The organism is Robertkochia sediminum (genome assembly GCF_016786255.1).
Taxonomy (GTDB): domain Bacteria; phylum Bacteroidota; class Bacteroidia; order Flavobacteriales; family Flavobacteriaceae; genus Robertkochia; species Robertkochia sediminum.
In genome coordinates this window covers 177,522-192,078 of the sequence record NZ_JADMKT010000062.1, presented here as the reverse complement: position 1 = coordinate 192,078, position 14,557 = coordinate 177,522, and the positions used below count along the sequence as shown (strand labels likewise).

The 14,557-nt window shown below is 43.4% G+C and carries 7 protein-coding genes; all 7 read left to right on the top strand.

The window, feature by feature from the left end:
• Positions 1-2: 2 nt before the first annotated feature.
• From pglX to brxL, 7 genes are read left to right on the top strand one after another with little or no spacing between them, the layout of a single operon-like run.
• Positions 3-3,521 carry a BREX-1 system adenine-specific DNA-methyltransferase PglX gene (pglX, locus tag IS446_RS01105; RefSeq protein WP_203057442.1) on the top strand — a complete coding sequence of 1,173 codons (3,519 nt, stop codon included), beginning with the start codon at positions 3-5 and terminating at the stop codon, positions 3,519-3,521.
• A 4-nt stretch (positions 3,522-3,525) separates the two neighbouring features.
• Positions 3,526-4,203 (top strand): hypothetical protein, encoded by a 678-nt coding sequence (locus IS446_RS01100; protein WP_203057432.1) that lies wholly within the window; start codon positions 3,526-3,528, stop codon positions 4,201-4,203.
• A gap of 31 nt (positions 4,204-4,234) precedes the next feature.
• Positions 4,235-4,852, top strand: a complete 618-nt coding sequence (locus tag IS446_RS01095; RefSeq protein WP_203057430.1) for an alpha-ketoglutarate-dependent dioxygenase AlkB family protein — start codon at positions 4,235-4,237, stop codon at positions 4,850-4,852.
• A gap of 3 nt (positions 4,853-4,855) precedes the next feature.
• A complete protein-coding gene (locus IS446_RS01090) occupies positions 4,856-9,364 on the top strand; it encodes a DEAD/DEAH box helicase (RefSeq protein ID WP_203057428.1) in 4,509 nt (1,502 codons plus the stop codon).
• Positions 9,357-9,947, top strand: coding sequence for a hypothetical protein (locus tag IS446_RS01085; protein WP_203057426.1), 591 nt, complete (start codon positions 9,357-9,359; stop codon positions 9,945-9,947). The genes IS446_RS01090 and IS446_RS01085 overlap by 8 nt, the downstream gene beginning before the upstream one ends.
• Before the next feature lie 3 nt (positions 9,948-9,950).
• The gene (gene pglZ, locus IS446_RS01080) at positions 9,951-12,446 is read left to right on the top strand and encodes a BREX-1 system phosphatase PglZ type A (RefSeq protein WP_203057424.1); all 2,496 of its coding nucleotides are present in this window, start codon (positions 9,951-9,953) and stop codon (positions 12,444-12,446) included.
• Between the two features lie 3 nt (positions 12,447-12,449).
• Positions 12,450-14,468, top strand: a complete 2,019-nt coding sequence (gene brxL, locus IS446_RS01075; protein ID WP_203057414.1) for a BREX system Lon protease-like protein BrxL — start codon at positions 12,450-12,452, stop codon at positions 14,466-14,468.
• Positions 14,469-14,557 lie beyond the last annotated feature (89 nt).

The window sequence follows — 14,557 nt, the reverse complement described above, 5'->3', positions numbered from 1 at the left end:
ATATGAACACCAACCAACTCAAACGCTTCGCCCAGGAAACCCGTAAAAAATTATTGCAACAGGTCACCGCCAAACTTGAGCGGGTACTGCAAACCGATAGTGCCGAACTACGGGAGCGGGCCGAGGCCTTGCGCCAACTTAAGGAAGCCATTGCTGCTCAGGGAAAGCAAGCCGTAGCCGATAAGGTGGCCTATACATGGTTTAACCGACTGGTAGCCCTCCGGTTTATGGATGCCAATGCCTACCAACCCATAGGGGTAAGTGTGATCAGTCCGAAAGAGGGCTATACCCTCCCCGAATTGCTGGACGAAGCCAAGCAGGGCCATGTGCCGGAGGAGCTTGAGGTAGATAAAGACCGTTTATACAACCTGCTGGACGGAAAAGTCCCCGGAGCAGATCCTCAGAACGAAGCCTTTCGGTTACTACTCATCGCCGCCTGTAATCAGCTGCATCAGGTGTTTCCCTTCCTTTTTGAACGCATTAATGATTATACCGAACTCCTGTTGCCGGACGATCTGATCTCGGAGTTTTCTGTGATTCAGGATATACGCGATGGGATGACCACAGAGGATTGCCAGGAAGTAGAGGTTTTGGGCTGGTTGTATCAGTTTTACATCTCTGAACGCAAAGATGAGGTTTTTGCTTCTAAAAGCAAGGTGCGTAAGGAAGATATACCTGCTGCCACCCAGCTGTTTACGCCCCGTTGGATTGTAGAGTATATGGTGCAAAACACGGTCGGGAAACTGTGGTTGCAAAACAATCCCAATTCCAATATAAAAGAGCATATGCCCTATTATCTGGAGTCACCTTCAGATGATGGAGATTATCTAAAAATAAATTCCCCGGAGGAGATCACTTTGCTCGATCCAGCCTGTGGTAGCGGACACATTCTGGTGTATGGTTTTGAGCTGTTAACTAAGATCTATGAAGAACAGGGGTACAACCCTAGCGAGATTCCACAACTCATCATTGAAAAAAACCTATTCGGGTATGAGATTGATGAACGTGCCGCTCAGTTAGCTGGATTTGCGCTGATGATGAAAGCCCGGGAATTTTACCGCCGCCTGCTTAAAAAAGCGGTGAAACCAAATATTTTATGTTATCAGGATCTTGCTTTGGAAGAGGAGGCAATAAAAGAATCTTTTAAAGCTTCCGACATCACCATATCCCAGGCTCTCATACATGATCTCAAACTCATGCAACAGGCTACCAACCTGGGGTCACTGATTATACCCAAGTCGAAACCTCAGGAAGTAGAACGAGTATATGAAAAAGTACTGGAAGCTCGTAAAACAGCAGATGCCTTTATGGCGTATGACATGGATCAAATAATAGCGGCTCTGGAGCAATTAATCCTGCTTAGTAAAAAGTACACCTGTCTGGTGGCCAATCCGCCCTATATGGGCGGGGGAAATATGAACAAACCACTTTCAGATTTCGTTAAAACGAATTATCCGGATAGTAAGGCCGATCTGATGGCCTGTTTTATGGAATCCGGACTAAGGATGTTGTTGCCAAAAGGATTGTTGGGAATGATCAATCAGCATAGCTGGATGTTCTTGAGCAGTTATGAAAAACTGAGGGGCAAATTGGTAGAAAATACACATTTTGATACCATGCTTCACCTGGGCACGCGCACCTTCCCGGAAATCGGAGGAGAAGTAGTTCAAAATGCAGCTTTCACGTTTGTTAATGAAGAACCCAATAAAGAAGGGAAGTATATACGTTTGGTGGATTATGGAAATACGGAGTTAAAGCGAACCAAAACCCTGGAAGCCATTCAAAACATGGATTGCGGCTGGTTCTATACCGCCTCCCAAACCGACTTTCAGAAAATTCCGGGAAGTCCGATTGGGTATTGGTTGGATGGGAATTTTATTCATTCTTTTGAATCAGAGAAGATCGGTGATTATGGAAATAGTAAAAGAGGCTTGCAACCAGGGAACACCCCTAAAGTTGTTCGTAAATGGTATGAAGTCACTTTGGATAAGATAGAATTAGAATCGAATTCAAGATTAGATTCAGTACAAAGCCGTAAAAAGTGGTTTCGTTTTGATAGTGGGGGTTCAACTAGAAAGTGGTATGGTAATTTGGAATCTATTGTTGATTGGGAGAATAATGGCTTCAAAATAAAAAATGGACATAATCCTATTGTTCCTAGTGAACATTTATATTTTACGGGTGGAATTGTATGGTCAAAAATATCATCGGGAAATCCTTCGTTTAGATTACATGAGCCAGGTATAATACCTGGAGATGCAAGCCCATGCTTGTATATTAATGAAAATTACAAATACTTTGCTTTAGGATTATTGAACTCTAGGGTTTCAATTAATATTTTAGAATTATTGGCCCCTACTTTGAATATTAAAACTTCTGATATTGATAAGATACCCTTTCTAAAACAAATAAGTGTCGAACTAGAAGATGCAATTAAAGGGTGCGTAGAAATTTCAAGGAATGAATGGAGAAAAAGGGAGTTGTTTTGGGATTTCGACAGAAATTCTCTGGTCGTAAGAAATTGTAATGATATTGGGGATGTTCTTGACAGATATAAAACTAAATGGAGAAACTTATTTTTTGAACTGCTTAAACTTGAAGAGCTAATCAATAATGAGTTCATACGTATATATAATTTAAGCAATCAGATTTTTCCAAAAGTAACACCTGAAGAAATCACCATCCTTAAAGAAGAAACCAGCATAGAAAATGGCGAGCTAGTTTTCCATGCCGATGAGGTCTTTGCCCAGTTTGTGAGCTATGCCGTAGGCTGTATGTTTGGACGCTACTCTTTAGACAAAGAAGGACTCATCCTGGCTAATCAGGGAGAAACCCTGGAAGACTACCTGAAAAAGGTCGGGAAAGGGGAGGCTGAGTTGCAGTTTGTGCCTGATGACGACAACATTATCCCCGTACTCGACGATGAGTGGTTTGAAGACGATATTGTGGGTCGTTTCTATGCCTTCCTTAAAGCCAGCTTTGGAGAGGAAAACTTTGAAAAGAACCTGGCTTTTGTAGAAGAATCTTTGGGGAAAGACATTCGCAAATACTTCGTCAAAGATTTTTATAAAGACCATATTAAACGCTATAAAAAGCGTCCGATCTACTGGATGTTCTCCTCCCCCAAGGGATCGTTTAACGTACTTATCTATATGCACCGCTACACCCCGGATACCCTTAACAATATCCTGAACGGCTATCTCAAGGAATACCGGGAAAAACTAAAAGGACGTATGGATCACTTGGAGCATATTGCCACCACCGGCTCTTCCTCCGAGCAAACCAAAGCCACCAAAGAAATGGATAAGATCCGGGAGGTGCTCCGCGAACTCCAGGAATATGAACGGGAGATCCTCTATCCCCTGGCTACTGAGCGTATCGCCATCGACCTGGATGATGGCGTGTTGGTAAACTACAACAAATTCGCCCAGGCCATCAAAGAAGTTAGCGGACTCAACGATAAAAAAACCAAAGCCAAGGTCAAAAAGTTTGACTGGATAGATACCAGTACGATACGATAAGTTTATGCTAAAAAACAAAACCCAAAAAGAACAATTTTCAGATCAGTTTTTAAAGGAGTACCTATCCCGAGGGTTTGGAAATATGCCCAAACGGGAGTTGGATGTTCTTATTTTTTATTTGCTTCAACAGCAAAAGGTTTTTGAAAACAAAACGAATTATGAGATTGCAAGGATGTTGAAGACCACTCCCGGGAAAATCAAGAACCTGAAGTATGAGGCAGTGCTTCGGTTTGGGGAGGAAGATTTGACCGATGACGCCTATTTAAGAAATCGGATGAAGGAATACTTTCAGGACCCAATATTAAAGCTTGAAGGGAAATGGTTGTATATGCAAATTGAAGACCCTGTTTTGCTTGATACTGTTAAAGCGGCATTAAAAGAGGGGGGTAGTTTTTTCGATGGCTCTTTTAACGCGGAAGTTGTGAAAATATCCGGAGATGATTATTCCAGGTTAATGAAGACCATAATTTATGAGGCGCACGAACAAAGCCTGATAAAGAAAGCTCTAAAAAATAAAAAGGAATTGTCGCCGACTGTTTTTGAAGAAGGGATGGCAGCTTTATTCAAGAAAGCAAAGGATAAAGGGACGGATGAGGGAGTAGAATTTTTAAGAAAGATGACCCAAAAGTTACTTATGAGTAAAGTGCCGGAACTTGTAGAAATGATAAGTAGTCTAACCTAATTACATCTAAACCGAACAACTTTAAAATTTTATGGATCAGCTTAACCTGTTTGAAGAACCTAAAGACCCCACCGCGACTATAAAAATCCAGGATGGAGAATACATCTACATCCCGGATTTCTATAATGGGGCAAAGGCCGATCACTATTTTAAAAAATTGATGGGGGAGATTGCCTGGAAACAGGAAGCCATGATGATGTATGGGCGGGAGGTCAAGTTTCCCCGTTTGACGGCTTGGTATGGCGATAGCGATAAACCCTATTCTTTTTCGGGCATTACCCTTAATCCGCATTCCTGGACACCCGAATTGCTGGAAATTAAAAATGAGATTGAAGCCTTATCATATGAGGTGTTTAATAGTGTCTTACTCAATCGCTATCGGGACGGGAGCGACTCTATATCCTGGCATACCGATGCTGAAAAAGAACTAGGCAGGAACCCTGTAATTGCCTCGGTAAACTTCGGTGCCGAAAGGGTATTCCAGCTTCGGCATATGCATACCAAAGAGCGCATCGATATCCCTCTGAAACACGGAAGCCTTTTAATTATGAAAGGAGCCCTTCAACATTTCTGGCAACACCAGATTCCTAAGTCCAAACGGGTAACCCGTGAACGTATCAACCTAACTTTTAGAGTGATTAAGGATTAATCTATGACCAACTACCAAAATCAGTTATTAAAACTTAATCCACCGTCTTTTGAAGGTATACGAAAAGTAGCTAATTCAGAATTGGACGGATTGCCCGAGAACTATCGCAATCAGCTTTATGATCAGTTGGAAAGGGGCCTGGCTTTGTTGGATTCTCATGAAAAGTTATGTCAGTACCTTAAATCTTACGGCCGGATGCATCAGGCCAAATTGCTGGAAGCCTACCGGCAATTACCCGCAGATTTGTTATCTCAGCCATTTGATGTTATTGATTGGGGTTGTGGGCAGGCCATGGGCACGATTAATTTGTTGGATTATTTAGGGGAAGAGCGCAGAGATCTCGTAAAAAGGGTGACTCTTATAGAACCCTCAAAAATGGCATTAGACCGGGGGCAATTACACGTGGAGGCCTATGGTTTAAAAGATGCTGAAGTGGTGTGCATTAATTCTTTCTTCGAAAATATTGATCCGGCTCAACTAAAAAGTGATAGTGGCTTACCGGTAATTCATATTTTCTCCAATATCCTGGATGTTGCGCAAATTGATTTGAAAAAGCTATCCAAACTGGTAGATAGCACGGTTTTTTCCGATCATTTTTTGGTATGTGTTGGGCCTTTAGAGCCTAATAATCATAGACTCGATCACTTTTTTGATTATTTCGATGACACCCTGATCAAAAAACTATATGAGGATCAAAATTCCTTTTTCCATTACACAAGACATGGGACAGTTTGGACTTATAAAGGGAAAATATATAAGTTAGAATACAACGAAAAAGGCCACCTTATCCCTATCGAATACTATCCGCCGGTTCAGTTTTTGGCGGCTCATGAGCTGGATATGGTTAGGCAATCAAGGCGAAAACTAAAGCTTGATTTAAAGGGACATCTTACTCATTTTGAAGTCGCCGCGCCCTTTGACCTTGGAGGTAGTATCTACGATGATGTACATCCGGTGCTTGCGGTACTCAATAACATCATTACCCGTGGCCTGCCCACCCGATCCAGTGTGTTTATAGAGGAGGCCTTTGAACGAGCTTTTGGAATGACTAAAAGATCATCTTATTTGGGGTCTATCGATTTTGAAGCCAAAGATACTTCCCAAAAGGAAGTAATGCTGCAGCTTTTAGCTACCGAAGAATTGGATGCTTCTACTCTTTCAGCGGCCGATAAGCTTGCCCTGCAAACGGTGCTCACTCCTATTGCAATTGCCCGCTTCCAAAAGGTGATGATCGAGGCCTTGATCACAGGGCATTTGGATATGGAGAAGGAGAAATGGCATATTTTGGTGGAAGAAAAGGACGTTCCCTTTGCACGTCTTGCCGTTACCGATTTTCAACAAATGTTCCACCATCTGACTGACTTTTCAAGGGAGTATGAGTTGTTCAAACTTCCTGAAATTACGTTAACGGTGATCAGTAACGATCGGTTTAAAGATTCTCCCCTTCATGAATCTGAGGAGGTGCTTACAGCACTCCCTCCTGCTGAAAGAACCCGGGAGTTCGATATGGTGGTGAGTTTATCGATGGTGACTAAAATGTCTGAAACCGTAGAGAATTTCAGTAAGTATCGATGTCTTAACAACTGCTATTTTAAGGTCAGAACGATCAATCAGGTACGTGCTGATCGCCTTATGTATACCTCTTCCTTGATTACTTATAAGGATCTGGTATCCAAAGATGCCCAGGGCAATTATCAGGAGCTTGAAGAAAATCTGGAGCACCTCAATTACTTCCTGCAATTGCTGTTCAGAAAAGAGGCGTTCAGACCGGGACAAGTGCCTATACTTGATAGAGCGCTTAAGAATGAAGCCGTTATTGGACTATTACCTACAGGGGCCGGTAAATCGTTAACCTATCAGTTGGCGACCATGTTACAGCCCGGAATTACAATGGTTATTGATCCGTTAAAGTCCTTGATGAAAGATCAGCATGATGGGTTGATCGCTAACGGTATTGATTGTGTGGCCTATATTAATTCTTCTCTTTCTGCAGAAGAAAAGAAAACGAACGAGGCCAAACTGGAAGGCTCTCAATTACTCATTGTTTTCCTTTCTCCGGAACGGCTTTCCATTGCTTCTTTCCGGGAACGATTAAGAAATATGCACGACTACAATGTGTATTTCTCCTATGGGGTTATTGATGAGGTGCACTGTGTATCAGAATGGGGACACGATTTTAGGTTTAGCTATTTGCATCTGGGACGAAATTTATACAATTACGTTCGCGCAAAAGAAGGAGAGATCTCACTTTTCGGACTTACGGCTACTGCCTCGTTCGATGTGCTCGCCGATGTAGAACGGGAGCTTTCCGGTAACGGGGCTTTTTCCCTGGATGCAGATACCATTGTGCGATACGAAAATACAAACAGACTGGAATTGCAGTATAAGGTAGAGCGGGTACCTATATCCTTTGAACCTGATGGATTTTTTGATAAAGGCGGTGCGCTTGCCCCTGGTTTGCCAATGGCGGTGAACATTACCAATCATTGGTCGGCTTACGATACTAAGGCCGCTTATTTAGGGTCGTATTACAAACAAACCCCTGAATACCTTAACGAGCTTAATGAGCCTGAAAATGTAGCCTATATAAAAAAGGAATTTGTAGATCGACAGCAGAATGACATTGGGGCCGAATTTGACCTGGTTACGGAGATGCCCGAAGATTATTATACAGGAAAATCTCAATACGAACAGGCGGGAATTGTCTTTTGTCCGCATGTGAGGAAAACAGGGGTTTCGGTAGAACGAAACACGTCAGTTCTGAGGTCAAATGGCGTTGAGGATGTGAGATCGTTTTCGGGTCAGGATGATGATCAAAGTGCAATTGAAAGTTTAGAGGCTTTTAGAGAAAACCGGAGTCCGCTTATGGTGGCCACCAAGGCTTTCGGGATGGGGATCGATAAGCCTAATGTACGCTATACCGTAAACATGAACTATTCCGGTTCATTAGAAGCCTTTGTACAGGAGGCCGGACGATCGGGTCGAGATCGGAAAATGGCACTTTCAACCATTCTCTTATCCGATTATAACCTGGCAAGTATTAGAAGAGATTGCCCTTTAACAGACTTTCCTTTAGCCATGTTAAAAAATAAATGGTTTAGAAGCGAAGACCTGGAGACTATTCTTACTCATTATAACCTGAATATACCCGAAGAGTATATCTTAAGAGCCACTCCGGCCAATGATATTGCCAAGTTATACTGCGCGACAGATAATAAGATGTTCGGCTTTGGCAAGTGTAATGCAAATTGTAGTGGATTTAAAGGGTGTGATCTAAAAAAGGTAAAGCCCGAAACCAAAGGCTGGAAACAGGAGTCGGAACTACTTCACGATATCCGGGAGCAAAAATTGAACATTACCCGAAAGCATTTCCAATACCTCAATCCGGACTATCAGGCTATGATGTATTTCTTTAATGGCGCCTTTAAGGGAGATGTGGTGGAGAAAACCTATATGCATCAGTTGTTGAATTTATCGGAAGTCCAGGTGGTTGATAACAAGCAGTTAGTTTTTAAAAAGGGGTTTTTGGAGAGTCTGTCTGAAGCGGAGGCCGATGAAGAGGTTATGGTCTTTGTGCCTTATACAGAAGAGAACTATGCCGATCTGTCTAAGGCCATCTATAGGATGTGCTGTATAGAGTTGATAGAAGACTTTACCCAGGATTACGTTAAAAACCAGTTTCGTATAATTGCCCGAAGAAAATCTGCCGGTGGTTACTTTAAAGGACTTCGCAACTTCCTGCTTAGGTATTACACGGCCGACCGAGCCGATCTGGAGATCGAAAAAGTAAAAAGCATTTCCTTAAAAGCAGAGGAGTCCGATGAAATTAAATCTGAGATCTATCGATGTCTGGCCTACCTCACCGAATTTGTTTACGATAAGATCTCTGAAAAGCGAAAGCGGGCCCTGGACGATATGCGAAACTTCTGCATTGAAGGGATTAGTCATGAAGGAAGCTGGATCGAAGCCAATGAAAAATTAAAAGATTTTATCTATTACTACTTCAACTCGAAGTATGCTAAAAACGATTATATAGCCGATAACGGAGAACCCTTTTCCCTGGTGGTGGATACCGATGAGGGTAAATTTAGTGCCCCTGAAGTTTTGTTTAAATATCTGCGGGTAATTGAGGATGAAATTGTAGGTACAGGAACTCCATTAGATAATGTAAAACACCTCTATGGTGCGGTGCGTTTAATTAGCAGGTCTCTAACAGACAGTAACCCCGCTCTCGCATTGCTGGAGGTCTTTTGTCTGGCATATATGGGAACCAAGAACAATAAAAATCTCGAAGAACAACTCTATATAAAATTAAGGGAAGGGATGCTGGAAAGTAAGAAAAGATCGGAGTCTCCCAAAGCCTTTTGGGAGTTATTTGACACCTTTACCGATACGCTGGCAAATTATATAGAGTCGACTCGATTTAGCGAATTAAAAGAAGAAATTCACTTCCTGGTTCACCTGGAAGAAACCAAACGAATAACAGAAAAATACACCGAGGCATATGCATAATACAACACTTAGCCAATCTTTAATAGAACTGGAGGAGAATTTAAAAAACCTTTCTTCAGCCAGGTCACAGGTAGAGACCGTTACGATGAAGACCGATAAATTGGTAACTACCGTAGCTGCGCTATTGAAAAATGTTGAAGCCATCAAGGAGTTTTACGATGAAGAAAAGGGCGGCGTACAGATTAATATTGAGAAGTCGTTGAAGTCGTTTAAAGCTTCTTTGGAAATGTCGGCTGGTAAATTTAAAAGGGAAAGTGAGGGATGGGCCTCTGATCAGAAAAAAAGTGTTGAGGACGTACTGCGCAGTTTTAGAGACTTAAAAACAGATCTGTTGGCGGCCAAGGATGAGATCAGTGAATTAGATTTTGAGAAAAATTTCAAGGATCTGCAAGCACAGTTCGAGCACCTGGAACAGAAACAAGATCTGTTAAAAGAAGCCCTGGCTTTACAGGAACGTAATTTGCTTGAGATTCAGGAAAAACAGATAGAACGACAGGAGAAGCAATTCAGAAATATCCAGTATACGGTGATTGGGGCTACAGTCTTTATTACTTTTACGGTAATACTATCAAAGTTAATTTAAGACGTGGAAAACATAAAAAGCGCCATCCTGCAGAAATTTGATAAACACCGCCTGGTGTTTTGGTATGACGAAAAAAAGGAGTTTGCCTCTTTTTTTGAAGAACTCGTACTGGACGGTGTGGAGAAGATCGCTGTAGAGGGGAATGAATTTGAGGTAAAACACAAAGTGCTTCGGGAGGCCCCGGATGGGCGTTTCCTTTTGTATCTGGGCTATCCCGTACCGGCGCATGAAGACAACTGGCTGCTGGACCTTGAACTGGCACATGATGTGTTCTTTACCGATCAGGAGGCCTTATACCTGCAAGAGTTAGGGTTGGGCTATCACCTGAAGGAGTTTATGAGTAAGCACCTCGAATTTTTTAAGGCTAAAGACCGCCGCAAAAAATTAAAAGACATCCTCGGGAAGGATGATCCTGAAAACGAGATCCGCTCTAAGATGTTGGCAGTACTTTTTAAAAGTGACCATATTAACCTCAATAACTACCTGCAAACTCATGTGGTGGCAGCGGTTGGTGGCGACGATACGTATGATAAGGAACTCGAACGCTATAACCTCAAGGATTTTTACTGGAAGCAGATCGCCGCTAAGTTTAATGCGGAGGACGAAAACCGCTCGATCTATGAATTGATGCTGGAGGTATTTGAGCATAACTTTAGTGAAGGAAAAAATCACAACCTTTCCCTAGAGGCGGGTTTAATGCTGAAGCTCTGGAAAGATTCGGTGGCATTCAAAGAAGGCTTTAAGGAAGTGTCCGGGAAAATAGCCGAAGACCTTGGCGTAGAAGCCATGTTGCAACAGGCAAAGCTCACCGATATTATGGATAATGACCTTTTCGAGCTCACCGAGCAGAAAATCATTGTCGAACTCGCTGCCTTGCTTAGTACTGGAGAGATATCCGACGATAAATTGCAGCTATACGTAAAACAACGCGAGAATAAGTTTTGGTATGCAAAATATGCCGATTTATATCAGGCGTTGTCCCATGCTTCTGCCCTGATAGCAGTTATTCGCACCTGGCAGGAGGTGGCTTTTAAAGATATGGAAGAAGGCCTTAAGCGATATGCAGACACCTTCTACCTTATCGATCAGTATTATCGTAAATACATTGTATTCTGGCGTAATAGTCAGCAACACCCCCTTCTTACAGCCCTCACGGAAAAGGTGGGGAAAATGTATGCCAATGACTGGCTCCTCCCTTATAACGACCAATGGCAAAAATCGATAGACACCCTCACAGCATGGCCGGCGGATAACTTAAACAGTCAGCATAAATTTTTTGACACACGCGTAAAGCCTTATCTGAATCAGGATCAGCGGTTGTTTGTAATCATCTCTGACGCCCTGCGTTATGAATGCGCTCAGGAGCTCTATTTGCAGTTTCAGGGGGCTCAGCGTTTAGAAGCCGAGCTGGATTATATGGTAAGTGCAGTGCCCTCTTACACCCAGATGGGAATGGCTGCTTTGTTGCCTCATAAAGAGCTCAGCTGGCAGGAGGGCACCGATCAGGTGCTGGCCGATGGGATGCCAACTTCGGGCACCCCAAACCGCAAAAAAGTCCTCGAAGCCAATTCCGGGGTGCGGTCTACAGCGATCTCCGCTGAAGATTTTCTTAGTATGCCAACAAAATCTGAAGGACGGACTTTTGCCAAGGAGCACGACTTGATCTATATCTATCACAATACCATTGATAAAACCGGCGATGATAAGATTTCTGAACAGAAAGTATTTGAAGCGGTAGAAAAGGAGTTCGAACACCTCAAGGAGGTGGTGAAAAAGGTGATGAATGTGAATGGCTCGAACATCCTCGTGACGGCAGATCATGGATTCCTGTATCAGCATATGGCTTTGGAGGAAAGTGATTTTACCCTTTCGGAATACAAAGGTGATTGCTGGAAAGAGAACAGGCGTTTTGTATTGGGGAAAGGGCTTAAAGGAGAAAATTCTACCAAGGAATTCTCAGCGTCTCAGGTCGGGTTGGCAGGGGAAGCTGAAGTGCTCTTCCCGAAATCGGTTAACCGCTTCCGGGTAAAAGGGGCAGGTTCCCGTTTCGTACATGGAGGTACTTCGCCTCAGGAGATCGTAGTCCCCGTGATTAAGCTCAATAAAAAGAAAAAGGATACGGTGACTAAGGTCGATATTGATATTATAAAAACCACCGACAAAATCACGACCAATATCATGCCGGTGTCTTTCCTGCAGAGTGATCTGATCTCTGAGAAGGTCCTGCCCAGAACGATCCGTGCGGCCATTTATGCCGACGATGACACCGTATTGAGCGATCAGTTTCAGTACAATTTTGATATTGAGGAAGGCACTGAACGGCAACGGGAAGTGAAGCATCGTTTTCAGCTTATGGCCATAGCCAGTGGTAAGTATAAGAACCAAAGAGTGCATCTGAAACTTGAAGAATCCGTAGAAGGCACCTCCAAATGGAAGGCGTATAAATCCTTCCCGTTTACGCTTAGCATCTCATTCACCAACGATTTTGACGATTTTTAATTCATGAAGGCATTAGACACCAAACTCAACAGGTATTTTGAAGGGAAAGTAGTGCGTAAAGACCTGACCAAGCTGGTTAAGGGGAACGCCATTGTACCTACATACGTATTGGAATACCTGCTTGGGCAGTACTGCGCCACCGACGATGAGGAGACCATTAAAGAGGGGGTGGAAACGGTAAAAAGCATTATCGCAAAACACTTTGTACACCGGGACGAGGCGCAGATCATCAAATCGACCATAAGGGAACGTGGCTCCCACCGTATTATTGATAAGATCGCGGTACAACTCAATGATAAGCTGGACCGCTATGAAGCCAGTTTTGCGAATCTTGGGCTCAATAAGATCCCCATAGGCGAAGAGATTGTAAAGGCACACCAAAAGCTGCTATCCGGTGGGGTATGGTGCATACTTACGATAGGGTATTTCTCGAATGATGATAACCACAGTTCGCCCTGGGTGATTGAATCCCTGAAGCCCATACAGATCTCAAATGTGGATGTCGATGAGTACAAGCAGGCCAGACAAGGCTTTTCAAAAGAAGAGTGGATAGATGTCCTGCTGCAATCCATCGGATTGAATCCGGAGGAGTTTACCGATCGGTCCAAACTGCTTCAGCTTACCCGTCTGGTGCCCTTTGTAGAAAACAATTATAACCTGATAGAACTCGGCCCTAAGGGAACCGGGAAATCGCATATTTATTCGGAGATGTCACCCCATGGCATCCTGATTTCAGGGGGGGAGGTGTCTAAGGCCAAACTCTTTGTGAATAATAGTACAGGCAATATCGGCCTGGTAGGGTATTGGGATGTGGTGGCCTATGATGAGTTTGCAGGAAAAACCAAAAAGGCCGACCGCGGACTCGTGGATATCATGAAGAACTATATGGCCAATAAGTCCTTCTCCAGGGGTACCCAGATCTATGGGGCGTCGGCTTCTATGGTGTTTGTGGGGAATACCGACCACTCGGTGCCTTATATGCTGAAGCACTCCAACCTTTTTGATGCCTTGCCGCGTGATTATTACGATACGGCCTTTCTGGATCGTATCCACGCCTACCTTCCCGGATGGGAAGTGCAGAAGCTGCGTAATGAGATGTTCACCTCCGATTACGGCTTTATTGTAGACTACCTTGCAGAGGTGTTGAAAGAACAGCGCAAGGAAGACCGGAATCACGACTATGCTGAATTCTTTGAGCTGTCGGATAGTATTACTACCCGGGATAAAACGTCGATTACCAAAACTTTCTCCGGCCTGGCCAAGGTGATCTATCCCGGTGGGAATATGACGGAAGCCGAAGCTAAAGAACTGCTGGATTTTGCCATTGAAAACCGGAAGCGGGTTAAAGAGCAACTCCAGAAGATGGACGAGACTTTTGAGGCGGTCGATTTTAGTTATACGGTAAAGTCTACCGGAAGACGCGTAGAGGTGGAAACCCTCGAGGAGATCGAATTTGGAAACCCAAGGCCTGCGGTGTTTACCCCTGTTCCTGCGGAAGAAAAGAAAGAGGAAGTTGTTCCGTCAGAACCCGATGAACCTTTAATATTAAAGGAAGGTCAAAAACTGGTGCACGACAATCAGACAGGGATCTCTTACGACAATTTGATCGGGGCTTATCTTCTTGGCGCAACAGACTATACTTTGGTCGACCCATACATTCGTTTCCCATATCAAATGCGTAATTTTATGGAGTTCGTCAAACTCATTTCTGAGAAGAAGGAACCAGGACATGAGATTAAGCTTCATCTCGTCACTTCCAGTGATGAAGAGTACCGGGATAAGGCCCAGGAATCTTTTGAAGAGATGGGCCAGTCTATGGAAGTCCTGGGCATCAACTTTACCTTCGAATTTGACGATACTATTCACGACCGCTCCATCACCATGAATAACGGCTGGAAAATTGTCCTTGGCCGTGGTCTCGATATCTGGCAAAAAACCGGAGGCCTGTTTGATGTCGGTGAATACCTACAGGAACGAAGAAGGTGTAAAGGCACAGAGGTGACTTTTGTGAAGCATAAATGAGATTGAAAACCTATTCCTGATAGTGTAATGACGAATAAGGAGAAGTACGTAAAAATATTTAAATACCTCAAGGAATTCTCTAACCTGAG

Coding starts and splice junctions, on each gene's coding strand:
- pglX (WP_203057442.1), top strand. CDS start 3: ATGAACACCAACCAACTCAAACGCTTCGCCCAGGAAACCCGTAAAAAA.
- IS446_RS01100 (WP_203057432.1), top strand. CDS start 3,526: ATGCTAAAAAACAAAACCCAAAAAGAACAATTTTCAGATCAGTTTTTA.
- IS446_RS01095 (WP_203057430.1), top strand. CDS start 4,235: ATGGATCAGCTTAACCTGTTTGAAGAACCTAAAGACCCCACCGCGACT.
- IS446_RS01090 (WP_203057428.1), top strand. CDS start 4,856: ATGACCAACTACCAAAATCAGTTATTAAAACTTAATCCACCGTCTTTT.
- IS446_RS01085 (WP_203057426.1), top strand. CDS start 9,357: ATGCATAATACAACACTTAGCCAATCTTTAATAGAACTGGAGGAGAAT.
- brxL (WP_203057414.1), top strand. CDS start 12,450: ATGAAGGCATTAGACACCAAACTCAACAGGTATTTTGAAGGGAAAGTA.